This window comes from Cytobacillus horneckiae (assembly GCF_002835735.1).
GTDB lineage: Bacteria > Bacillota > Bacilli > Bacillales > Cytobacillaceae > Cytobacillus > Cytobacillus horneckiae.
Window position 1 is genome coordinate 227404 of the sequence record NZ_PISD01000008.1, and the last position, 22764, is coordinate 250167.

General features: G+C 38.0%; 23 protein-coding genes, 1 pseudogene and 1 riboswitch. Of the genes and pseudogenes, 16 read left to right on the plus strand and 8 right to left on the minus strand.

What is annotated here, in order from left to right; all coding sequences use genetic code 11:
* Positions 1–186: 186 nt before the first annotated feature.
* Genes CWS20_RS04260 through CWS20_RS04290 form a run of 7 tightly spaced genes read right to left on the minus strand, consistent with a single transcriptional unit; the run spans position 187 to position 5158 of the window.
* Positions 187–1011 carry an urease accessory protein UreD gene (locus CWS20_RS04260; protein WP_066199864.1) on the minus strand — a complete coding sequence of 275 codons (825 nt, stop codon included), beginning with the start codon at positions 1009–1011 and terminating at the stop codon, positions 187–189.
* The gene (gene ureG / locus CWS20_RS04265) at positions 1012–1623 is read right to left on the minus strand and encodes an urease accessory protein UreG (RefSeq protein WP_066199861.1); all 612 of its coding nucleotides are present in this window, start codon (positions 1621–1623) and stop codon (positions 1012–1014) included.
* A 36-nt stretch (positions 1624–1659) separates the two neighbouring features.
* Complete coding sequence (locus CWS20_RS04270) at positions 1660–2346, minus strand: urease accessory protein UreF (protein WP_066199858.1); 687 nt, start codon at positions 2344–2346, stop codon at positions 1660–1662.
* Positions 2339–2794 carry an urease accessory protein UreE gene (gene ureE / locus CWS20_RS04275; RefSeq protein WP_066199855.1) on the minus strand — a complete coding sequence of 152 codons (456 nt, stop codon included), beginning with the start codon at positions 2792–2794 and terminating at the stop codon, positions 2339–2341. Before ureE ends, CWS20_RS04270 begins: the two co-directional genes overlap by 8 nt.
* An 11-nt stretch (positions 2795–2805) precedes the next feature.
* Positions 2806–4518, minus strand: coding sequence for an urease subunit alpha (ureC, locus tag CWS20_RS04280; protein ID WP_066199852.1), 1713 nt, complete (start codon positions 4516–4518; stop codon positions 2806–2808).
* Positions 4515–4838, minus strand: a complete 324-nt coding sequence (locus CWS20_RS04285) for an urease subunit beta (RefSeq protein WP_066199850.1) — start codon at positions 4836–4838, stop codon at positions 4515–4517. The genes ureC and CWS20_RS04285 overlap by 4 nt, the downstream gene beginning before the upstream one ends.
* 17 nt (positions 4839–4855) lie before the next feature.
* Positions 4856–5158, minus strand: coding sequence for an urease subunit gamma (locus CWS20_RS04290; protein ID WP_066199849.1), 303 nt, complete (start codon positions 5156–5158; stop codon positions 4856–4858).
* A gap of 496 nt (positions 5159–5654) precedes the next feature.
* Between CWS20_RS04290 and CWS20_RS04295 the strand changes: the two genes are divergently transcribed.
* The 7 genes from CWS20_RS04295 to CWS20_RS04325 all read left to right on the plus strand — a co-directional run bounded on the left by CWS20_RS04295 (position 5655) and on the right by CWS20_RS04325 (position 12869).
* A complete protein-coding gene (locus CWS20_RS04295; protein WP_066199844.1) occupies positions 5655–6479 on the plus strand; it encodes a hypothetical protein in 825 nt (274 codons plus the stop codon).
* Positions 6480–6591: 112 nt separating this feature from the next.
* Positions 6592–8205, plus strand: coding sequence for an ABC transporter substrate-binding protein (locus CWS20_RS04300; protein ID WP_066199841.1), 1614 nt, complete (start codon positions 6592–6594; stop codon positions 8203–8205).
* Complete coding sequence (locus tag CWS20_RS04305) at positions 8198–9208, plus strand: ABC transporter permease (protein WP_066199838.1); 1011 nt, start codon at positions 8198–8200, stop codon at positions 9206–9208. The genes CWS20_RS04300 and CWS20_RS04305 overlap by 8 nt, the downstream gene beginning before the upstream one ends.
* Positions 9205–10044 (plus strand): ABC transporter permease, encoded by an 840-nt coding sequence (locus CWS20_RS04310; protein ID WP_066199835.1) that lies wholly within the window; start codon positions 9205–9207, stop codon positions 10042–10044. Before CWS20_RS04305 ends, CWS20_RS04310 begins: the two co-directional genes overlap by 4 nt.
* Positions 10045–10075: 31 nt before the next feature.
* Positions 10076–10999: an ABC transporter ATP-binding protein gene (locus tag CWS20_RS04315; RefSeq protein ID WP_066199832.1), complete on the plus strand. Its 924-nt coding sequence runs from the start codon at positions 10076–10078 to the stop codon at positions 10997–10999.
* Positions 10989–11591, plus strand: a complete 603-nt coding sequence (locus CWS20_RS04320) for an ABC transporter ATP-binding protein (protein WP_066199830.1) — start codon at positions 10989–10991, stop codon at positions 11589–11591. The genes CWS20_RS04315 and CWS20_RS04320 overlap by 11 nt, the downstream gene beginning before the upstream one ends.
* Before the next feature lie 255 nt (positions 11592–11846).
* On the plus strand, positions 11847–12869 hold the full coding sequence (locus CWS20_RS04325) for an NAD-dependent epimerase/dehydratase family protein (RefSeq protein ID WP_066199828.1): 1023 nt from the start codon (positions 11847–11849) through the stop codon (positions 12867–12869).
* Between the two features lie 61 nt (positions 12870–12930).
* On the opposite strand, the gene CWS20_RS04330 is transcribed toward CWS20_RS04325, so the two are convergent.
* Positions 12931–13743 (minus strand): glycerophosphodiester phosphodiesterase family protein, encoded by an 813-nt coding sequence (locus CWS20_RS04330; protein ID WP_083957442.1) that lies wholly within the window; start codon positions 13741–13743, stop codon positions 12931–12933.
* 278 nt (positions 13744–14021) lie between these two features.
* Here CWS20_RS04330 and rpmG point away from each other — a divergent pair, with 278 nt between their 5' ends.
* The 9 genes and pseudogenes from rpmG (at position 14022) to CWS20_RS04375 (ending at position 22749) form a co-directional block, all read left to right on the plus strand.
* On the plus strand, positions 14022–14171 hold the full coding sequence (rpmG, locus tag CWS20_RS04335) for a 50S ribosomal protein L33 (RefSeq protein WP_066199824.1): 150 nt from the start codon (positions 14022–14024) through the stop codon (positions 14169–14171).
* A gap of 93 nt (positions 14172–14264) precedes the next feature.
* On the plus strand, positions 14265–15464 hold the full coding sequence (locus CWS20_RS04340) for a GTP-binding protein (protein WP_066199820.1): 1200 nt from the start codon (positions 14265–14267) through the stop codon (positions 15462–15464).
* A gap of 390 nt (positions 15465–15854) precedes the next feature.
* Positions 15855–16298, plus strand: coding sequence for a DUF6376 family protein (locus tag CWS20_RS04345; RefSeq protein WP_066199818.1), 444 nt, complete (start codon positions 15855–15857; stop codon positions 16296–16298).
* 102 nt (positions 16299–16400) lie between these two features.
* On the plus strand, positions 16401–16850 hold the full coding sequence (locus CWS20_RS04350; RefSeq protein ID WP_066199815.1) for a MarR family winged helix-turn-helix transcriptional regulator: 450 nt from the start codon (positions 16401–16403) through the stop codon (positions 16848–16850).
* Between the two features lie 68 nt (positions 16851–16918).
* Entirely contained in the window at positions 16919–18262 is a 1344-nt protein-coding gene (locus tag CWS20_RS04355) for an NAD(P)-binding domain-containing protein (protein WP_066199810.1), read from the plus strand.
* 378 nt (positions 18263–18640) lie between these two features.
* Complete coding sequence (locus CWS20_RS04360; RefSeq protein ID WP_066199807.1) at positions 18641–18979, plus strand: ArsR/SmtB family transcription factor; 339 nt, start codon at positions 18641–18643, stop codon at positions 18977–18979.
* Between the two features lie 15 nt (positions 18980–18994).
* Complete coding sequence (locus tag CWS20_RS04365; RefSeq protein ID WP_066199805.1) at positions 18995–20293, plus strand: arsenic transporter; 1299 nt, start codon at positions 18995–18997, stop codon at positions 20291–20293.
* 24 nt (positions 20294–20317) lie between these two features.
* The gene (arsC, locus tag CWS20_RS04370) at positions 20318–20737 is read left to right on the plus strand and encodes an arsenate reductase (thioredoxin) (protein ID WP_066199802.1); all 420 of its coding nucleotides are present in this window, start codon (positions 20318–20320) and stop codon (positions 20735–20737) included.
* A 236-nt stretch (positions 20738–20973) separates the two neighbouring features.
* Positions 20974–21111: riboswitch (cyclic di-AMP (ydaO/yuaA leader) on the plus strand.
* A gap of 309 nt (positions 21112–21420) precedes the next feature.
* Positions 21421–22749 (plus strand): annotated as a pseudogene (locus tag CWS20_RS04375) (TrkH family potassium uptake protein).
* The last annotated feature ends 15 nt before the right edge of the window (positions 22750–22764 follow it).

Genomic DNA, 22764 nt, shown 5'->3' on the forward strand with positions numbered 1-22764 from the left:
AACCCCCTTATGAAAGTTTCCATTAATCTTAAACTATTTCATCTTCTCTTTCAAGAAATCGGTTACAAATTATAAAAGACTGGACAGTCGCCTATGAAGCGAAGATTGAATAAAAATTCTACAAGCCTGTAAAATAATGAATATTGCGTAAATGATTTAACCCCCCAATTTTCATTGGGGGAGATGTTAATATTTCCTTAAAGAACTTGGTGTACGATGAAACCATTTTTGATTAATTATGTGAAGGCATTTCGTAAAAACACGTTCAATATGCTGTGTTGAGTTGCCCAGAATACGTAAACTAAATCCTGGCACCTCAAGTTTGGAAAGTCCAAATTTAATATCTATTTCTTCCGTTTCTATAGATTGATAAATTTCATCTATGATGCTGGTACTCGTTTGCTCGCTTATTATTATCATTGAGCCTAGATGAGAATAGCCTTCCATATACCCTAGCCCAGATAAATTCTGCTGTGCAGGGGTTAACTTAATATGATCAAAAACGCCGAGTTTTCCATCCCAATTAATCTCAGTTATTAACTGTACAGAATCAAAGCTGAAATAGTCTCCGTTCGGGGACCATCCAGGCGTTAAAATATCTGTATAGAGAAATGTTGCTCCTTTTTCCATATGAATCACGTTTTTCTGCTTATAACGAGCATTTTGATAGGCAATCAGCGGATCGGGAAGATATTCTAAATAACTACCTTTCTTTAAATATATGACTGTTTCTTGATAGGCATAGTTATTTGGCGTTTTATACACCTTTGTCGCAGATTGTGTTGTCAAAGTGACTTTAGCTCCTTCTTCAGCGGAAATATCCATTTTGTACCGATCGCCGTCTAAGTAGCCACCGCCGGGATTTAAAAGGTAATAGCAAACCTTTCCAGAATCATCATGGTAAATTGGCCGCATCACTTTAAATGCACCTTGGAAAAATACTCTTTTCGCTATCGTTTTTCCTTTGCGATTTTCTAAATCCATAGAAAGTACGCCTGTCCATTTTGACATTTATACTAATCCTTTTAATAAAGCATGCTTTTTAATCCAATCTATGACTTTATCGAGTCCTTCATTATTTTTTAAATTTGTAAAAATAAATGGTTTATCGCCGCGGAAAACTTTAGTGTCTTTTTCCATTACTTCAAGGCTGGCACCGACAAAAGGGGCAAGGTCAGTTTTGTTAATGATAAATAAATCCGATTTAATCATTCCTTGTCCGCCTTTACGAGGAATTTTTTCGCCTTGAGCTACATCAATGATATAAATAGAAAAGTCTACTAGTTCCGGACTAAACGTTGCTGCGAGATTATCTCCGCCGCTTTCGACAAAAATGAGCTCAACATCTTGATGGCGCTCTGTTAATTCGTCGATGGCAGCGAAATTCATAGATGCATCTTCACGAATTGCCGTGTGAGGGCATCCTCCTGTTTCGACTCCAATGATCCGGTCCTCAGGAAGTACACCGTTCTGAATTAAAAATTTGGCATCTTCTTTTGTGTATATATCGTTCGTCACGACCGCCATCTTTACTTCACCTTCAAGAAAGCGAGTCAGTTTTTCAACAAGCATTGTTTTTCCTGCTCCTACAGGTCCTCCAACACCCATTCTAATTGGTTCCATATAAAACACGTCCTTTTCTGATTTCTTTAAAAATGTTTAAGACATAAATATACGAATATTGACACGTTCATGCTTCATTTGTGATAGTTCAAGACCTGGGGACACGATGCCGAAATCATCTTCGTGAAGCTGCATGATGCTTTCAGCCGCTCGGGTTAATTCAGGTTGAAATTTATGTGTGATCGTTTGTCCTGCCGTTTGTCCGAGAGGGATAGCGCGTACCGCGTTTTGAACCTGACTGGAAACAGCTGAATATAAATAATAGAGAATGGTATTTTGTTTTGAAACCTCAAGACCATGCGCAACCATAGAAAATACAATCGCGGGGTGGCCGTAAGATTGTTTCTTGTCGATCCTTTCCCTGTACTGTGAAAGAGTCGGCATACCATATAATGATTCAGCAAGCTTTAGCATTCGATATCCAATCATTTTCGTTCCTTGCCTCGTTTCTCTCGGCAAATTTTGAACAGTAATTAGGTGATCAAGTTTCCATATTTTTTGAATATCTTTTTTTCTGAGAGCATCATAAATGAGACGGCAGACAAGGCCATCCGTATAAATGAGCTGCTCATGTAAATACACTCGGAGCCACTCGTAAAAAGACTCGGGATCTTTCACTTTTCCATCTTGGATATAGCTTTCTAAGCCAAAGGAATGGCTGAAAGCTCCTGTAGGAAGATTAGAGTCACATAGCTGAAACAGAGATAAAATACGATTATCCATGACTATGGCCTATATGCCGGAATGCTTGTTTCACCTTTCGTTCTTCCCGCTTATATGGAATCCCAAGTTCTTGCAGTAAATCCTCTACTAAATAGTCATATTGAACGAGCATATGATGATCTTCAAATTGAGCAGGGAGGTGGCGGTTTCCTAGCTGATGAGCGATTGTTCCCATTTCTTTGATGCATCTAGGACTAATAACAAGAAGGTCATCTGAAAGCACATCAATGACAATCATATTTTTATCGTCCATGTACAAAACATCACCTGCTAAAAGATCACGAGATTCTTTCAAACGAATCCCAAGCTCGTTGCCATGATCCGTCTTTATCCGCTGAATCCTCTTCATTAAATGTGCGCTTTCCAAGAAAACTTTCTCTATATGCCGTTTCTTAATCTCGTCTTTATCCATTTTTTCTAAATTTGTAACAACTCTTTCAATAATCACTGTTTTTCACCTCAAAATAAAAAATATCGCTGACCCATCGGTACTGTATCAACTGGATCACAAGACAGCAGCTCACCGTTTACTCTCACTTCATATGTTTGTGGATCGACTGTAATCTCAGGCGTTTCTGAATTTAATTTCATATCTTTTTTAGATAGTGTCCTAATTCCGCCAACTGGAAGGACCATTTTTTTAAGTGCCAATTTTTCATGAACCCCGATATCATAGGCTGCCTGAGAGATAAAGGTAACAGAACTTTTTGATAGTGCCGCTCCAAACTGGGCGTACATTGGTCGATATATATAAGGCTGCGGAGTCGGAATGGAAGCATTTGCATCTCCCATAAGGCCAGTTACAGCAAGACCGTTTTTAAGAACCATTTCCGGTTTAACGCCAAAGAATTTAGGCGACCAAATGACTAAGTCTGCCATTTTGCCGACTTCGATTGAACCTACATGTTCTGATATTCCATGTGTAATTGCTGGATTAATCGTGTATTTAGCAATATAGCGCTTGGCACGGTTGTTGTCAGCAAATTTACTGTCTCCTTGCATGGAACCCCTTTGTTTTTTCATTTTGTCCGCTGTTTGCCATGTGCGCAGGACGACTTCACCTACACGGCCCATTGCTTGTGCATCAGAACTAACCATGCTAAATACGCCTATGTCCTGAAGAATATCCTCAGCTGCAATTGTTTCTCTTCTAATTCTTGAATCTGCAAATGCAATATCTTCTGGTACAGAAGGGTTTAAGTGATGGCATACCATGACCATATCGAGATGTTCATCAATCGTATTGACGGTATAAGGGAGGGTAGGGTTAGTTGATGATGGCAGAATGTTCAGATAACTTGCTGATTTAATTAAATCGGGTGCATGTCCACCACCGGCGCCTTCAGTATGATACATATGAAGAACCCGGTCTTTCACAGCAGCCATTGTATTTTCCATAAATCCGCTTTCATTCAAAGTATCAGCGTGCAAGGCAACTTGAATATCAAATTCGTCTGCTACACGCAAGGCATAGTCAAGGGATGATCCTGTTGCTCCCCAGTCTTCGTGAACTTTTAACCCAATTACGCCTGCTCTCACTTGCTCTGCTAAAGGCTCAAAGGAAGCCGCATGCCCTTTGCCTGTAAAGCCAACGTTAATAGGAAGGCCTTCAGCAGCAGCTAACATACGATGAATACTCCATTTACCAGGAGTTACTGTAGTAGCCCGCGATCCCGCCGCTGGCCCTGTGCCTCCGCCGATTAAAGTGGTCGTTCCAGATGTGAGAGCTACTTGCACTTGTTCCGGATTGATAAAATGCACATGGGTATCGATCGCTCCGGCAGTCACAATCAAACCTTCCCCGGCAATAATTTCAGTCGAAGCGCCAATAATAATATCAACGTTATCCATCACTAGAGGATTGCCGCTTTTGCCAATGCCAAAAATCAATCCATCTTTAATTGCTAAATCTGCTTTATAAATACCTGTGTAATCTAAAACAACAACATTCGTTATAACTGTATCTGCTACGCCTTCATCTCGTATGGCTAGAGGGTGTTGACCCATTCCGTCCCTAATGACTTTTCCACCGCCAAAGACAACTTCTTCTCCATAGGCTGTATAATCTTTCTCGATTTGGATAAACAAGTCAGTATCTGCAAGCCGGATGGAGTCACCTGTTGTTGGACCATACATTTCTGCATACTGTTTTCGTGACATTTTAAAACTCATAATTGATCCTCGCTTTCTAAAGAGCCATCAACTTTATTATTGAAACCGTATACACGGCGTTCACCTGCAAAATTAATCAGCTCGATTTCCTTTTCATCGCCAGGTTCAAACCGAACTGCTGCTCCGGCGGGAACATTTAATCTTTTTCCGTAAGATTGCTTCCGATTAAATTGGAGCGCTTCATTCACTTCGTAAAAATGAAAATGTGATCCTACCTGAATAGGGCGGTCGCCTAAATTTGTAACGGAAATGATAAATACTTCTTTTCCGTCATTACAAATAATATCTCCCTCTCCTAAGACGAATTCTCCAGGCACCATATACTGATTCCTCCTCATTATTTTATTGGGCTGTGGACAGTTACCAATTTTGTCCCATCTGGAAAAGTCACTTCTACCTGAATATCATCAATCATCTCAGGTATCCCGTCCATGACATCTTCTCTAGATAGAATCGTCGTTCCAAATTCCATTAGTTCCGCCACGGTTTTGCCGTCTCTCGCTCCTTCCATCACTTCATAAGTAATGAGAGCGACAGCTTCCGGATGATTTAATTTTAGCCCTCTTAATTTCCGGCGTCTGGCAAGGTCTGCCGCCACTACTATCATGAGCTTGTCAATTTCCCTTGGCAATAAATGCATATTAAACCTCCTGTATTAAATTTGAGCAATAAAAAACTCCCTTTTGGAAGAAAGGGACTTTTTACTCATAACAAAGTATAAAATTGTCCAAATTTCTCCTCTTGGCACTATTCTCAACTTCACAAGAGCGATTCTAGCATATAAAAAATTTTAAGTGAAGTCTAACGCAATGCGGTTTCGGTAATTTAGACAGTTATATATTTTAAATATTTTCATAGAAACATATGAGTCACAAGGTTTAGCCGTATATTCCTGGTTTATTTTTTTTCACTTCATAAAAAATTTTAAAGTGTTCCTCTTGACAGAAAAATATTTCTTTTTTAAAGTATAGCTGTACTAAATACTCCGCAACAAAAATTGTCTCAAGCATCGTCTCTCCCACTTCACAATTTGAACTGGCTGCTCCCAAAGCTATTCAATTATCTTACATCTAATTATAAAAACTGAATGATTAATGATGCATACTTATCTGAAAATTTTAAAGAAAGGGGGAAGTATGAAAAAGGCAATTAGTGTCCTCGCGCTGATATCAATCTTCTTTGTATTATGTTACAAGGAAGTTATGCAGGAGCACGTAGATAAACACATTGTAATAACTGAGGATAGCAAGGTTACCTTTGAAATAATTTCTCGAACTGGATCATTTAACGATATAGCGTCTGTCGAGAAAGAAGTATTAGAAGCATATGATATTATCCACCAAAAGCTTCAAGTAGATGATGTATCGCCTCTAACGATCAAAATCATTGTGGAGAAGGATAGATCTGCTACTTGCTATAAAAATAATATGAACGAGATGACAATTTCAGAAAATAATGATCTTGTTGTACACAAATTAACTCATATTTTACTCGGATATGGGTTGAACTTTGATGCGAGCAATGGGTATTTAACACAAGAAGGGTTTGCTATTTACATGGAGAGTAAATATGGCAAGCAGAGTTTTCCTAACTTTGGTATTTCAGAGCATAAAATGATGAAATATCTTATTGATTCTAATAAAGAGATCCCTCTATCTGAATTGATAGATGGACAATACGATGGTTCTTTATTTCGACCTTTCATGATGAAACAAGAGGGCCTTACTTTACAGTGGATTAGCTTTATTCAAGCAGGTTCGTTTATAACTTATTTAATTAATACCTATGGTTTAATAAAGTTTGAGTCCATCTACAACAGTAGATACTTAGCGAGAAGAATGGAAGAAGTATACGGAAAAGACATGAATGAATTAGAGCAAGATTGGATTGTTTATGTAAGGAAAAGTCAGAAAGAATTAAAAAGAGCTGAGCAGAAAAAAATTCAAAGTTATGTAAATTAACAAACTTCTTCATCTACTATTTTTTGAAAAGGCAATAAAATGAGAAGAAGTATTGGATGTTTAAATGTTTGAATATTCTTATTATTTATTAAATGCAACATGAGGTGAAGAAATGAAAAATAATAAAATTAGTTTTCTTTTCTTGTTACTTTTAGTGTTTTCAATTTTGACAGCTGGTTGTACCTCATTGGATTCAACTCAATCTGTCAATGAAAGTAAGGAGATTAGAAAAGACGAATTGGTATTAGCTGTTGACGGGGAGCCTGATGCTGGCTTTGACCCGACAACTGGCTGGGGCCGCTATGGATCTCCACTGTTTCAAAGCACGATTTTAAAAAGAAATAATCAATTAGAAATTGTTAATGATATTGCGGAAAATTATGAAGTAAGTGAAGATGGCAAAGTTTGGACAGTGGACTTGCGTAAAGATGTGAAGTTTTCAGACGGTGTTCCTTTAACAGCAGCAGATGTTCAATTTACATTTGAAACGGCCTTACACACTGGATCAGTTGTTGACTTGAATATTTTGAAAAAAATAGAAGCTACTGATAAGTACACAGTAAAATTCACATTAAAGGAGCCGCAATCAACCTTTATAAACTCTTTAGTGACGACAGGTATTGTGCCTAAACATGCATATGGAAAGGATTACTCCGAAAATCCGGTTGGATCCGGCCCCTATCAGCTCGTTCAGTGGGACAGGGGTCAACAGCTCATTGTACAAGCTAACCCTGAATATTATGATAAAAAGCCATTTTTTCAAAAGCTGACTTTTTTATTTTTAAATGAAGATGCCACTTTTGCAGCTGCTCAAGCGGGCAATGTTGATGTCGCCTCTATTCCGGCTGCATTTAGTAAACAGCAAGTACCCGGTATGCAATTACAGGCAGTAAAAACGGTTGATAATCGCGGAATTGTGTTTCCATACGTAAAATCAGGTGATTTTACTGAAAGTGGTTTACCAATAGGAAACGATGTAACAGCTGATCCAGCCATTCGACGAGCGATAAATTATGCAATTGACAGACAAGCACTCATTGAAGGAGTGCTGGAAGGGTATGGTTCACCAGCCTATACTTCAGTAGATGGTTTGCCATGGTGGAATTCTGATACCGTCTTTGAGGATGCGAACATTGATGGCGCTAGAAAAATTTTGCAAAAATCTGGATGGGAAGATACTGATGGAGACGGAATACTCGAGAAAGGCTCATTGAAAGCTGAATTCACTTTATATTACACTGCTGGCGATGCAATAAGACAATCTCTCTCGATAGCAGTTGCAGATATGTTAGAGCCTCTTGGGATTAATGTAAAAGTAAAGGGTGGAAGTTGGGATACGATCGAAAAAGAAATGTACTCAAATGCTGTACTCATGGGCTGGGGGAGCCACGATCCGCATGAAATGTATAATGTTTACAGCCGTAAATATGCAGGAGTAGATTACTATAACACTGGTTTCTATCAAAATAATACAGTTGATGAGTATTTTGAAAAGGCTCTTAGTGCTCTAAATGAAAAAGAAGCTTTGGAGTTTTGGAAAAAAGCACAATGGGATGGCGAGACTGGCTTAAGTGCAAAAGGTGACGCTCCATGGGCATGGCTAGTGAACATTGACCACTTATATTTAGTTAAGGATGGGCTTGATATTGGTAAACAAAGAATTCATCCCCATGGTCATGGCTGGCCAGTGACAAACAATATTGAAGAATGGAGATGGAATGACTAAGGTGGACAAAAATTTTTATATAAAACTTGGGAAATTTTTTTTATTGAAAAGTTTTAGAATCGCCACTTTATTATTTGCCATTTGCATCATTTCTTTTCTTTTAATAAAGAACTCGCCTATTGACCCAATTCAAGCCTATATTGGTGCGGATATGTTAACGGTGGGACCTGAACAGCGCGAGAGAATAGCTGAGTACTGGGGGCTAAATCTTCCAGTTATGGTTCAGTTTTGGAATTGGCTTTCCGCACTGCTAACAGGAGATTTAGGCACCTCAATGATCTATCGCAGTCCAGTATCTGAAATAATTAGTGAACGTTTTATTCATTCCCTTGTTTTAATGATTGCAGCATGGCTTTTATCAGGGATTTTTGGTTTTGCAATGGGGGTGATTGCCGCTATGAAAAAGGATACATGGATTGACAAAATCATTGTCTGGTATTGTTATACTCTTGCATCGACCCCGACATTTTGGGTTGGGCTGCTTATGCTCATTATTTTTGCTGTATGGCTTGGCTGGTTTCCAATAGGGCTGAGTGTTCCTGTTGGTTCCCTTGCGGAGGATGTTTCGATAGCAGATCGACTAAGACATCTTATTCTTCCTGCTGTCACGCTTAGCATTGTTGGTGTGGCGAATGTCGCCTTGCATACACGTCAGAAAATGATCGATGTTTTAGCTAGTGATTATGTGTTATTCGCAAAAGCCAGAGGTGAACGCGGTTTTGTCTTATTTTGGAGACATGGATTAAGAAATATTGCGTTGCCTGCAGTCACATTACAATTTGCAGCTTTTAGTGAATTGTTTGGCGGGGCGGTTCTCGCTGAGCAAGTTTTCTCTTATCCCGGTCTTGGTCAAGCAACAGTTGAAGCAGGTTTAAGGGGGGATGTGCCTCTTTTGTTGGGATTAGTAATATTTAGTACAATATTCATTTTTGCAGGTAATTTAATTGCTGATTTAATTTATTACGTAGTAGATCCAAGAACAAGGGAGGGCTGGAGGATATGATTTCAAGCCTCAAAAAAAGAACTCGTTTCTCCCTTAACCGAAGGCAAAAGACATTTCTTACGCTTTTTAGTTTGATTGTTTTCTTAATATGTATTGTATTAGTGGGAGCTTTATTGGATGAAGGGAGAATTGCGACAAACCTTGTCGACCGCAATCTTGTTCCTTCTTTTGACCATCCCTTTGGTACTGATTGGTTAGGAAGAGATATGTTTACACGTACGATCATGGGGCTTTCTTTAAGTATAGGAGTGGGATTGATCGGAGCAGTTGGTAGCATATCGATTGCTCTGATTCTTGGTACCGCTGCAGCAATTATGGGCAACAAAGGCGATCGGCTAATTTCGTGGCTCATTGACCTTTTTCTCAGTGTCCCGCATCTAGTTACCCTTATCCTTATTGCTTTTACATTAGGCGGAGGCTTTAAAGGGATTGTTATTGGAATTGCATTAACTCATTGGCCAAGTCTTGCTCGAATCATTAGGGTAGAAGTGATGCAAATTCGCACTTCAGAATTTGTAAAAGTTTCTCGGCAAATGGGTAAATCTCATTGGTGGATCGCTTTGCATCATATGCTACCACACTTAGTCCCTCAGGTTTTAGTTGGCTTTACCTTACTATTCCCTCATGTAATTTTACATGAATCTGCTGTAACGTTTTTAGGATTAGGGCTATCGCCTCACGAGCCGGCAATCGGGATTATCCTGTCTGAATCTATGAAATATTTGTCTTCAGGTATGTGGTGGCTTGCATTTTTTCCGGGGCTTTGTTTGCTGATTGTTGTTCGGACGTTTGATAATATTGGTGAAAAACTTCGTATGTTCCTTCATTCCAACTAGTAAAAGATGCAGTTTTGTGAGGTGTTAACAAATAGCTATTCTAGAAGTAAATGATTTATCGATAACTTTTAAACAATATACAAATGGACTAAAAAAGAAATATATTAAAGTGATTTCAAGCTTGAACATCTCTGTTGAAGCCGGTGAAATCCTTGCCGTAGTCGGCGCAAGCGGTTCAGGGAAAAGTTTGCTGGCACATGCGATTTTAGGGATACTTCCAAGTAATGCAAAGGTGAGTGGGACAATTAAATTTAACGGAGAAATACTTACTTCTGCTCGACAAGAAGCATTACGCGGAAGGGAAATTGCACTTGTTCCTCAATCAGTAAACTATCTAGATCCTCTTATGCGTGTTGGAAAACAAGTTCGTACATCTGTAAAAAAAGGCAATGAAGCTAAGGCACAGCGGGAAGTATTTGAACGTTATCGCCTTAAATCAGATGTAGATAAGATGTATCCATTTCAACTTTCTGGCGGTATGGCGAGAAGAACACTTCTATCTACTGCCATGGTTAGCGGAGCTAGGGTTATTATTGCAGATGAGCCTACACCCGGACTTGATCCCGCTGTAATCAACGAGGCATTAAATCATTTTAGGGATGTTGCAGACAACGGCAATGCAGTCATGCTTATCACACATGATATTGAGTCTGCCTTAAAAATTGCCGATAAAATTGCCGTTTTGTATGCAGGAAGTACAGTCGAGGTAGCTCCTGCCAATAATTTTACTGGTAATGGTGAGAAACTAAGACATCCGTATAGCAAGGGTTTGTGGAGAGCATTACCCCAAAATGAATTTATCCCAATTCCAGGTTCACAGCCTCATCCAAGTACCTTACCGTCTGGGTGTTTGTTTGAACCACGATGTGTAAAAGCAACTCTTGAATGTACGAAAGCTCAACCAGTGATGAGGGAGCTACGAAATGGAATAGTGAGGTGTATTCATGCAACTTGAAGCTAAAAACATCGGCTTTCGCTATGATAATGGCCCGTGGCTATTTCAAGGAATCAATTTCATTCTCAAGCCAAGGGAGATTGTAGGACTGACTGGAGTAAGTGGACGTGGGAAAACAACATTTTGCAAGATTTTAGCAGGGTTAGAGAAACCTGTTGAAGGCAGTATCACCCTTAATAGAAAAGAGCTTCATAGAAATGGATATCACCCTGTACAATTAATCTATCAAAATCCGGAAAAGGCCGTAAATCCGCGTTGGAAGATGGAAAAAATTCTTAACGAAGGGTGGAAACCTGACGAAGAGTTGCTGACATCATTAGGAATCGAGAAGGAGTGGCTCATGCGCTGGCCGAATGAGCTTTCTGGTGGTGAGCTTCAGAGATTTTGTGTTGCCCGTGCATTGGGACCTAATACTCGTTTTTTAATTGCGGATGAAATGACAACAATGCTTGATGCAATCACACAAGCTCAAATCTGGCAAGCTGTTTTGGAAATCTTCAAAAAAAGAGAGATGGGAATAGTTGTTGTCAGTCATGAAGCTAAGCTTATTCAAAGGCTTTGCCATCGCGTAATTGAGATAAATAGTTTATAAATATTCTATACTAATGAAGAAAGATGAAATTTTAGTTGGATTTGAAGAGGTTCCATCCCGCGAAACAATAAGGCAAGAATTGCTTGAGTGATAAGCCATTAAAAAGAGACCGTCATGACTAAGGATATCAATTATCCTTCATTTTTTAAATTCTTCATATTCTTTTCATGCATCCCATAACTTTTTAAAAAGGTAAAACGTTTATTGATTAGAGTGCACATTTTTTCTATATCATTAAATGAATGGAGGCAAAACATGAAGATTCTTATTTTAGGGGGGACTCGTTTTTTAGGAAGAGCTATCGTAGAAGAAGCAGTGAAAAGAAAACATGAAATTACCTTATTTAATCGCGGAACAAATAAAGAGGTTTTTCCTGATCTTGAGCAGCTTGTTGGAAATCGGGATCAAGATGTATCTCTTTTGAAAAAAAGGAATTGGGATGCCGTTATAGATACATGCGCATTCGCGCCCCACCAAATCAAAAATATCGCGGCAGTACTAAGAGACAGTGTTGAACATTATACTTTCATCTCAAGTATCTCTGTTTATAGAGACTGGATTCCGCCAAATATTACAGAAGATTACCATTTGCAATCAATACAGTTAGATAAATTAAAAGCAGTAGAAGTGGGGACGGTTTCACCGTACGAGTATTATGGCGCATTAAAAGCTTTATGTGAAGCAGAAGTTGAAAAAAATTGGCCAGGGCATGCTTTGCATATACGAGCTGGACTGCTTGTCGGGCCATATGATTATTCCGATCGGCTCCCATATTGGGTCGAGCGGGTAGCACAGGGCGGGAGAATATTGGTACCGGGACGCCTTGACCGTCCAATACAATTGATTGATGTAAAGGATATAGCATCGTGGGTCATTCATATGGCTGAAAACAGAAATGCAGGCGTATATAATGTAACGGGTCCGAATAATCAATTAACGATTGAAGAACTATTAAATATATGTCGAGCAGTGACAGGTAGTGACGGGGAATGGGTGAGTGTTGATGAACCATTTTTGCGGGCGCACAAGATAGAGCCGTGGACTGAAATGCCTTTATGGATACCTGAAGATTTTTCATTGGAAGGTGAAAAAGCACCTTGGAAAGGAACTTTTGCAATCAGTATAGATAAAGCTGTGCGAACGGGTCTTTCTTTTCGACCTCTTAAGGAAACGATTCAAGAAGTATATCACTGGGAAAGGGAGCGGCATCATTCAGATAAAGTAGCGGGATTATCAAGAGATAAAGAGTGTGCACTGCTGAATGAGTGGCATAAGTAAAAGCCTTTATTAACCAAGAGTCCCGTCAATCCATGGAAAGGATGACGGGATTTTTTTTCGCTTAAGGGACAATCACATCTGTTTCAATTAATCGGGGATGGATTTTCTTTGCTTTCTTAAATGTTTCAGGGGTATTAACTTTGTAAACATGCAGTTTCAGTTTTGCTTTTTTTATTTTTTTGGCAGTATATTCATCTACATTATCAATTGATGTTGTATATATGGCGTTTTTATATTTTTTTAACTCTTTAATATCTGCTTCCACATTCTTCAATGCATTTCCTAGAAATGTTACAGTAGCTTCCGGGTACCATGAGTTAAATTGGTCTCTAATCGTTTTATTACTCAGTACAAAAAACGAATGATGCAATACTTTTGCTTCCTCCGCTTCATTCATAATGTCATCAACGAATTCTTTGTCATCCCAGTTTCCTTTTGAACCATCAAAATTGATGCCAAGTTTATATTTATGAGCTTCTTCTAATACTTCTTCAAGTGTTGGGACTTTATAGCTTGTCACATTTCCTTCATGATCTTCAATTGAAAAAGCCTGTAGCTCCTCAAGTGTTAAATCCTCTACCATTCCCGTTCCTGTCGTTGTACGATCAATCGTTTTATCATGCATTAACACATATTGGCCATCCTTCGTTTTTTGAACATCAATTTCAACAAAGCCATATCCTAATACTCCAGCTTGTGTAATAGCCTCCAATGTGTTTTCAGGTGCAGCAACTTGTGCCCCGCGATGGGCACTCAACTCCGTTTTATTACTGCGCAGCCAATGATCATTCGGTGCTGCAATGACGGCATTTCCATATACTGAAGCTGCAAACATCATCGGTATGGCCAGCGATAAAATTCTGCGCTTTTTCAATTTTCCTCACTCCCTCTTGGATCCCATATTTTCTCTTTTTACAATACATAAATGATGTTAAGTCCATTCTTTTGTTTTGTTAAACTTGTGTATCTGTTTATGAAAACTGAGAGCGAGGTCTTTTTGCATTACGAAAAAAATTTAGTGGAAAAATAAAATAAATACTTGAAAATCGTAATCGTTACGTTTTATACTAATGAAGTAATCATTACAGATGGTGAAGCATAGTTATTAAATCGTAATCATTACTATTTAATGATGATAAGGAGAGAGTATGAATGAGAGTCAAAATCACTTTAGCTTGTACTGAGACAGGAGATAGAAATTATATTACTGTGAAAAACAAAAGAAATAATCCTGAAAGAATTGAGTTGATGAAGTATAGCCCGAGGTTGAAAAGAAGAACAATTCACAGAGAAACTAAATAATGCACGGAGTAGAGCAACAAAAGAGTAGTCACCGACACAAAATCGGAGCGGCTGACGCAAAATTAAAATAGAATTTAAAAAGGAATGATAAAAATGAAAAAAATTCCCGTAACTGTATTGAGCGGTTATCTCGGTTCAGGTAAAACTACTTTGCTCAATCATATTTTAAACAATAGGGACGGTTTGAAGATAGCCGTCATTGTTAATGATATGAGCGAAGTTAACATTGATAGTGAGCTAGTCCAAAAACAAGCAGGCTTTTCACGTACTGAGGAAAAACTAGTAGAGATGAGCAATGGCTGTATTTGCTGTACGTTAAGAGAAGACTTATTAGTTGAGGTGGAAAGGTTAGCAAAACAAGGAGATATCGACTACATAATGATTGAATCTTCAGGAATTAGCGAGCCTGTGCCAGTTGCTCAAACTTTTTCCTATATAGATGAAGAAATGAATATTGATTTAACGAAATTTTGCCAATTAGATACGATGGTGACGGTTGTTGATGCAAACCGATTCTGGCATGATTTCGAATCAGGTGACTCATTATTAGAACGCAAGGAAGCGGTAGGTGACAATGATGTCCGGAATATCGCTGATCTCCTTATTGATCAAATTGAGTTTTGTAATGTGCTTGTTCTGAATAAATGTGATTTAGTTAAAGCTGAGGATTTGGAGAAATTAGAAAATGTTATTCGTATGCTACAGCCAGAAGCAAAAATTATCCGTTCAGTAAACAGTATGGTAGACCCTCAGGAAATTTTAAATACAGGATTATTTGATTTTGAAAAGGCAAGTGAATCAGCAGGCTGGCTAAAGGAATTAACTATTGGCCCGGCTGACCATACACCAGAAACCGAGGAATATGGAATTTCATCATTTGTTTATTCAAGAAAACGACCTTTCCATTCTGAGAGATTTGATGATTGGTGCCAAACGATGCCAGTAGAAATTGTAAGAGCTAAGGGAATCGTCTGGTGTGCGAGTAGAAACGACTTAGCTATATTGTTATCCCAAGCTGGCCCTTCAGTCACGCTTGAACCGATTTCTTATTGGCTGGCTTCGCTGTCAAAAGCGGAACAAGAGCAAATATTAAGTGAGGAAGATGCCGATTTATTAGATGATTGGGATGATGAACATGGAGATCGCCATACAAAGCTTGTTTTTATTGGCGTCGATTTAAATGTGGACGTCATTACAAAAGAACTAGATGCGTGCTTATTAACTACAAGTGAGTTTGATGAAGAGTGGAGTAAACTATCGGACCCGTTTCAGTGGACGGTAGAAAGTAACTAGAAAATAGTATGACAGAACGGATTGGGAGGAAAACTTTCCTATCGTTTGACCTTAAGCAGGCCGAATGCTATAATGAAACAAACATTCTAAATATTACTACCTTTGTATAAAGGGGAGTAGCATATACAATAAAGTCGTCAATACAGGTGCGTAATGCCCTCGGCTTTATTGGCAACATTCGTTGTTTGCGAGACCTTTACCAATTTATTTGGTGAGGTCTTTTTGCCGTATAAAATACAAATAGGGGAGTGTAGACGATGTCGATTAAAAAATATATGAAGAAATTTGTTCAAAAGGAAGGGGTCAAGCTATTAAAAGAAAAAGGCTTGCCAATGATTAAAAAAGAGTTAGAAAAAAGAAAAGGCAAGAAATAATGGAGGGATATTAATTTTGAAGAGATTTATATATTTTATACCGGTTTTCTTATTATTAACAGCAGCATGTTCACCAATTGAAGATACGAAGAATACGTTGACCTATATTAACGGTGCCGAAGATTATATGAACGAAATGTCTCAATTTACCGAGGATTTTCCTACTATGGCTGAAGCGGCATTAAGAGATACCCAAGCTGCTCAAGAATTGGAATCTTACGTGCAGCAAATACAGCAGGATATTGAAACCTTTAATAAACTGGAATCTCCCGCTATGATGGAAGAGCTGCATAGTGAAATATTAAATCATAACGAGAACATTCAGCAAGGGCTGAAAACATTTGAGCAAGAACTTGAGAATGGAACATTAAATATAGAGTTTATCGAGAATAGTGAAGTACTGAAATCTGTACAAGATATACAAAATATTTATGAACAAATAGAACAATTAGGTGAATAATTTTCGAATAAGGGTTGAAATTTTTTGACCCTTATTTTGAAAAATAAATACTTGTAATTTGCAAATTATTGAGTTATAAATATTATTAAGAGGTGAAAATAAATGGAAAATATTCGTGAGATTTTTCAAGTCATGACAAGGCATTTTGGTTTTCTAAACAAGAATTGTTGTACTGTAGGGGGCCATGATATTTCTTTAATCCATAGTCATATTCTTTACGAAATTGATAAACAGCACAATCCTTCCATGCAGCAAATTGCAGCAACTTTAGGAACGGATATTACTACATTTAGCCGGCAAGTTCAATCTTTAGTTAAAATGAACTTAGTTAAAAAATCTCCTCTTCCTGAAGATAAACGAATTTCAGTCCTGTCTTTAACAGCTGAAGGAAAATTTATTGCAGCAGTGATAGATGAACAAATGAATACTATGTTAAATGAAGTTTTTGCGAATATGAATGAATTTGAAAGAGAAACGGTTGTTAGATCAATTAAATTATTAAATGCGTCCATGGCAAAAACGAGTTACTGCTGTACAACTCCAATGAGGTAGTTAGCCTCATGAATAATACTTGCAAAATGCAAATAATAAAAATCTTAATTACGAGAGAAGGATGAGTAATGAAAAATTTTAATATTCAAGGATGCTGTACTCCATTCGGACAAACGATTCTTGCGAATGATCAAAATAAACATTTACCTATTGCCGTAATTGGTGCCGGTCCTGTCGGTTTAGCCGCTGCAGCACATTTAGCAGAACGCGGACAGCCATTTCTTTTACTAGAAGCAGGAGAAAAAGTAGGTGCAAATATATTGACTTGGGGTCATATTCGATTGTTCTCTCCATGGGGATATAACATTGATAAAGCGGCAAGAGGTTTGCTTCATAAAACGAGCTGGGAGCAGCCTAATTTAGAAGAATTGCCAACAGGAAAAGAAATGGTCGAAGAATATTTAGAACCGCTTTCCAATGTTTCTGAAATTTATCCATATCTTCATTTAGACACGAAGGTCCTGTCAATTGCTAAAAAAGATACAGATAAGATGAAAACCGAGAATCGTGAAAAAGTGCCATTTATTATTCATACAGAATCAAACGGCCATTATAAGGTGTTTGAAGCTAAGGCAGTGATTGATGCCACTGGTACATGGGGGAATCCTAACCCGGCCGCTTCAAGCGGTGTTTGGCTAAAAGAGGAAAAAGCCCTCTATAATCAAATTTTTTATGGAATACCGGATACATTAGGGACAGAAAAGGAGCGTTATGCAAATAAAAGAGTAGCGGTTGTAGGCGGTGGCCATTCTGCCATTAATTCTTTATTAGATCTAACAAAATTACAAGAGACTTTTCCTGAAACAGATATACTTTGGATTATGAGAAGAAAAAATGTAGAGGATGCCTATGGGGGAGAGGAAAGGGATGCTCTTGAAGCAAGAGGTACATTAGGTATAAGAATTCATAAACTTGTAGATGAACAAAAAATTAAAGTCGTTACGCCATTTTCCATCCAGCAAATAAAAAAATCTGATAACGGAATAATCATTTGCGGTAATCAACTGGGCAAAGAAAGTACTCTAGGAAATATAGATGAAGTCATTGTAAATGCTGGTAGCCGTCCTGACCTAGACATGATCCGTGAAATAAGGACTTCAATTGAAACATCGACAGAAAGTGTTGATCAACTAGCACCTCTCATTGATCCTAATCTTCATAGCTGTGGAACAGTCCGACCCCATGGTGAAAAAGAGCTTCGACAACCGGAAAAAGATTTTTATATTGTAGGAGCAAAAAGCTATGGAAGAGCGCCGACATTTTTAATGGCGACAGGCTACGAACAAATACGATCAGTTGTTGCATACTTATCTGGAGATAAGACAGCTGCCGAAAAAGTAGAGCTAGATTTACCTGAAACTGGTGTATGCAGTGTGAATATAAATAGTAAAACGCCTTGCTGTGATCATTAGGCATCCACTTGCAACTAATAAATCTTTTATAGAAGGGGGCTTCTTGCTTCCTTTCTTTTTGGATAGAAAATAGTAGACTAGAGAAAAACATGAATTTTTTGCGTCATCGCACTCGCTTTTGCGTCCCATCTCGTCTTTATGCGTCAGTGCACACGTTTTATGCGTCTGATCTCGCATTATTGCGTCAGCCACCACTCTTTTTGCGCCACTTCGCATTATTGCGCCCCCCATTTGCTGCTCTGTTGTTCAAGCAAAGAGCGCAAAATCATATGAAAATATCTTGCAATCAATATATAAGTGTTTTATTATATAAGCAAATTATTATATAAGAATTCGATTATATAATTATATAAAAGTGATTAGGAGGTGTTTTGGAAAATGTCAACGGTGGAAATTGAAAAAACTGCTATGTTACTGAAATTATTAGGAGATAAAACGCGGTTAACAATGGTAAAGATATTAGATTCACATGACTGTTGTGTTTGTGAATTTGTTGAAATGTTTAAGATGAGTCAGCCTGGTGTTAGCCAGCATGTTCGTAAATTAAAGGATGTCGGCATTGTTAGTGAAACGAGAAGAGGGCAATGGGTGATTTATTCTCTTAATAAACAGAGTGAGTATTATCCATTCATTCAAGATTTATTGAATCATCTTCCAAGCCAAGATTTTAAATTACTGGAATTAGAAGAACAGGGATTGCGGATCTCATGTGATTAGTAGGGGGTTTAAACAGTGACATCAGTCATGTTAGCATCTGTGATTTTTTTAATCACACTTATTTTAGTTATATGGCAGCCAAAAGGATTATCTATTGGCTGGTCAGCATGCGGAGGCGCAATCTTAGGATTAATTGTAGGTGTTGTAGATTTTAACGACGTAATAGATGTAACTTCAATTGTGTGGAATGCGACATTAACTTTTATCGCCATCATTATTATTTCTTTAATTTTAGATGAGATTGGTTTTTTCGAGTGGTCAGCCCTGCATATGGCAAGAGCCGCCAAAGGCAATGGCGTAAGAATGTTTGTCTATGTAAGCTTACTCGGTGCGCTTGTTGCTGCATTCTTTGCAAACGACGGCGCTGCCCTTATCCTTACACCGATTGTATTAGCGATGGTACGAAACCTTAATTTTAACGAAAAAATGGTTTTTCCATTCATTATCGCAAGTGGTTTTATTGCAGATACAGCTTCGTTGCCATTAGTCGTAAGTAATTTAGTTAATATCTTATCCGCAGACTTCTTTGGAATTGGATTTGCAGAGTTTGCTTCAAGAATGATTATTCCTAACTTTTTCTCTGTAGGCGCGAGTATTTTAGTCCTATACTTGTTCTTTAGAAAAAGCATTCCAAAAAATTACGATTTGTCTCAATTGAAAAATCCAAATGAAGCAATTAAAGATAAAAAAATGTTTAAATTATCTTGGCTTGTGCTCGGAATTCTGTTAATTGGCTATTTCACAAGTGAAGTGATCGGACTCCCTGTCTCTATCATGGCCAGCATCATAGCGATCTTCTTCTTATTAATGGCAAGGAGAAGTGCTGCTATCAACACCGGAACAGTCATGAAAGGAGCACCTTGGAATATCGTATTTTTCTCGATAGGAATGTATGTGGTTGTCTATGGATTGAGAAATGTGGGATTAACTAATCTATTGAGTGATGTGATTCAAGTAGCAGCTGATCAAGGGTTATTTGCTGCAACTATGGCAATGGGCTTCATCGCTGCCATCCTATCATCAGTTATGAATAATATGCCGACAGTAATGATTGATGCGTTAGCGATTGCTGACACGAATACAACTGGGGTAATTAGAGAAGCATTAATTTATGCCAATGTCATCGGGTCAGATCTAGGTCCTAAAATTACTCCGATAGGCTCTTTAGCGACATTATTATGGTTACATGTATTGTCATTAAAAGGAGTAAAAATCTCATGGGGAACCTACTTTAAAACAGGAATCATTTTAACTATTCCCACACTATTTATTACATTATTAGGCCTATATTTTTGGCTATTATTCATTCACTAAATCTACAAATAAAGGAGCATACACATGTCTAAAAAAACAATTTACTTTTTATGTACTGGAAATTCATGCAGGAGCCAAATGGCGGAAGGATGGGCCAAGGAGCATCTCGGCGAAGGCTGGCAAGTATATAGTGCAGGAATTGAAGCACATGGTTTAAATCCGAATGCAGTGAAAGCGATGAGAGAGGCAAACATTGATATTTCAAATCAAACATCTGATATCATTGATCCTGAAATTTTAAACAATGCTGACTTAGTTGTTACATTATGTGGCGATGCCGCAGATAAATGCCCTATGACACCGCCACACGTTAAGCGTGAGCATTGGGGCTTTGATGATCCAGCGAAGGCTGTAGGAACAGAAGAAGAGAAGTGGGCTTTCTTCCAGCGTGTAAGAGATGAAATTGGAGAAAGAATTTATCGATTTGCTCAAACGGGCAATTAATAATTTGATAAATCAGTAGTCAACATGACTGCTGATTTTCTTATTTTAGTTTTAAAAACTAAGGGCATCATAGAGAAAAATTTCAAAAAACAATGATATCGGATGTATACACCATATTTTGATAGAAAAACAACAGGAAATAGCTGAAAATAATCGTTTTTATGGAAAAATAGTGCAGTTATCCCCTTTACAACGATAAATTTCAGGAGTAATATAACTCTCATGAAAATTAAATCATTCTTAATTCGCTAAATCTTTGAGCGGGGGAACCAATTTTGTGACAAAGTCACTTGGGGTGAATCCTTTATAAGGTAGGGCTACTCTCATGGCCCGAATCCGACAGCTAACCTCGTAAGCGTTAAGGGAGAGGATGGATAACTGGTGTTCGAAAAAGCTATTCGACCACGGGGGAGTCCTCTGTGGTCTTTTTTGGCATTTATTACTTTAATCAATTATCGTATTAAAGAAAAATAAGGATTTACAGCGCATAAGCAAATTTGAAGGGACTTCGTTTTCTTGCTTGTAAGTGATCTCTGTCGTAATGGTCATTTAAATGCATTTAATGATAGACTGCGTAGGCGTCGAAAATTGTAGGAGGAAACAGCCGAATTTAATAGAGATAATAATTTTATGAGATGTCCACTGGATTTCATCAATCACTTAGGAGTACAAAATGAAAAAAAATAAATGGCTATTTTGATCCGCCAAAAATATTAGTTTTGGGCTTTGCGGCAGTTATTCTGATTGGAGCTTTTTTGCTGACTCTCCCCATTTCCACAGAATCTGGAAAGAGTCTTTCGTTTTTGGATGCTTTATTTACGGCTACATCAGCAACGTGTGTGACAGGACTTGTCGTCGTCGATACGGCAGATACTTTTTCTATATTTGGTGAAATGGTGATTTTATCGCTTATCCAAATTGGTGGACTAGGCTTTATGACATTTGCAACTTTTTTGTTTTTACTATTAGGTAAAAAGATTTCTTTAAAAGAAAGGCTGCTGCTGAAGGAGGCATACAATAACATCTCCATTGCTGGGATTATAAAATTAGTGAAGAGGATATTAATATTCACAGCTGTGATTGAGATGCTCGGTGGCATCATTTTATCCATCCGTTTTTCGTTTGATTTTCCAATAGGTAAAGCCGTTTATTATGGATTTTTCCATGCTATATCCAATTTCAATAATGCGGGATTTGATTTAATGGGAGATTTTCGGAGTCTTACCAATTACGTTGATGATCCTGTTGTAACCTTGACCGTATGTTTTCTAATAATTTTCGGAGGGTTAGGCTTTATTGTCATAAATGAACTTTATGAATACCGAGAGACGCGAAGGCTATCAGTGCATACGAAGATTGTATTAATGACGACTGTGATCTTAACTGTATGTGCAACCATATTAATCTTTCTATTTGAATATGGGAATGATAAAACGTTAGGTACTTAATCTGAAGCTGGCAAAAGTTTGGGAGCCTTCTTTCATGCGATCACTCCAAGAACGGCCGGTTCCAATACTTTGCCAATAGCGGATTTGACTCAATCTACATTATTCTTGACAATTTTTCTTATGTTTATAGGAGCGGGTTCAGGCTCAACAGCAGGCGGAATTAAAATTACGACCTTCGCTGTTCTAATTGCAACTGTATGGTCCCAACTTAAAGGGAAAGAAGATGTAGTTTTATTCAGGCGAAGAATTGAATTACAAACGATATTAAAAGCACTGACTGTTGCAATGTGCGGGCTTGCTATTGTTATAGTGGTCACCTTTATTTTAAGTATTACAGAAAAAGGGCAAAACTTTATTGTTTATCTTTTTGAAGCAACCTCAGCGTTTGGTACAGTTGGGTTATCGATGGGGTTAACCCCAGAGCTATCGCCTATTGGTCGAGTGCTGATTATATTCACAATGTTTGCAGGAAGGTTAGGTCCAATAACGCTAGGATTTGCAATTGCAAAGAGACGTAAAAAAGAAGCCTACCGTCATCCTAAAGGAAATATAATGATTGGTTAATTCACTGATTTGGAG

Coding starts and splice junctions, on each gene's coding strand:
- arsC (WP_066199802.1), top strand. CDS start 20,318: ATGTCTAAAAAAACAATTTACTTTTTATGTACTGGAAATTCATGCAGG.
- CWS20_RS04350 (WP_066199815.1), top strand. CDS start 16,401: ATGGAAAATATTCGTGAGATTTTTCAAGTCATGACAAGGCATTTTGGT.
- CWS20_RS04320 (WP_066199830.1), top strand. CDS start 10,989: ATGCAACTTGAAGCTAAAAACATCGGCTTTCGCTATGATAATGGCCCG.
- rpmG (WP_066199824.1), top strand. CDS start 14,022: ATGAGAGTCAAAATCACTTTAGCTTGTACTGAGACAGGAGATAGAAAT.
- CWS20_RS04310 (WP_066199835.1), top strand. CDS start 9,205: ATGATTTCAAGCCTCAAAAAAAGAACTCGTTTCTCCCTTAACCGAAGG.
- CWS20_RS04340 (WP_066199820.1), top strand. CDS start 14,265: ATGAAAAAAATTCCCGTAACTGTATTGAGCGGTTATCTCGGTTCAGGT.
- CWS20_RS04300 (WP_066199841.1), top strand. CDS start 6,592: ATGAAAAATAATAAAATTAGTTTTCTTTTCTTGTTACTTTTAGTGTTT.
- ureG (WP_066199861.1), bottom strand. CDS start 1,623: ATGGAACCAATTAGAATGGGTGTTGGAGGACCTGTAGGAGCAGGAAAA.
- CWS20_RS04260 (WP_066199864.1), bottom strand. CDS start 1,011: ATGTCAAAATGGACAGGCGTACTTTCTATGGATTTAGAAAATCGCAAA.
- CWS20_RS04355 (WP_066199810.1), top strand. CDS start 16,919: ATGAAAAATTTTAATATTCAAGGATGCTGTACTCCATTCGGACAAACG.
- CWS20_RS04360 (WP_066199807.1), top strand. CDS start 18,641: ATGTCAACGGTGGAAATTGAAAAAACTGCTATGTTACTGAAATTATTA.
- CWS20_RS04325 (WP_066199828.1), top strand. CDS start 11,847: ATGAAGATTCTTATTTTAGGGGGGACTCGTTTTTTAGGAAGAGCTATC.
- CWS20_RS04305 (WP_066199838.1), top strand. CDS start 8,198: ATGACTAAGGTGGACAAAAATTTTTATATAAAACTTGGGAAATTTTTT.
- CWS20_RS04295 (WP_066199844.1), top strand. CDS start 5,655: ATGAAAAAGGCAATTAGTGTCCTCGCGCTGATATCAATCTTCTTTGTA.
- CWS20_RS04285 (WP_066199850.1), bottom strand. CDS start 4,838: ATGGTGCCTGGAGAATTCGTCTTAGGAGAGGGAGATATTATTTGTAAT.
- CWS20_RS04290 (WP_066199849.1), bottom strand. CDS start 5,158: ATGCATTTATTGCCAAGGGAAATTGACAAGCTCATGATAGTAGTGGCG.
- ureC (WP_066199852.1), bottom strand. CDS start 4,518: ATGAGTTTTAAAATGTCACGAAAACAGTATGCAGAAATGTATGGTCCA.
- CWS20_RS04270 (WP_066199858.1), bottom strand. CDS start 2,346: ATGGATAATCGTATTTTATCTCTGTTTCAGCTATGTGACTCTAATCTT.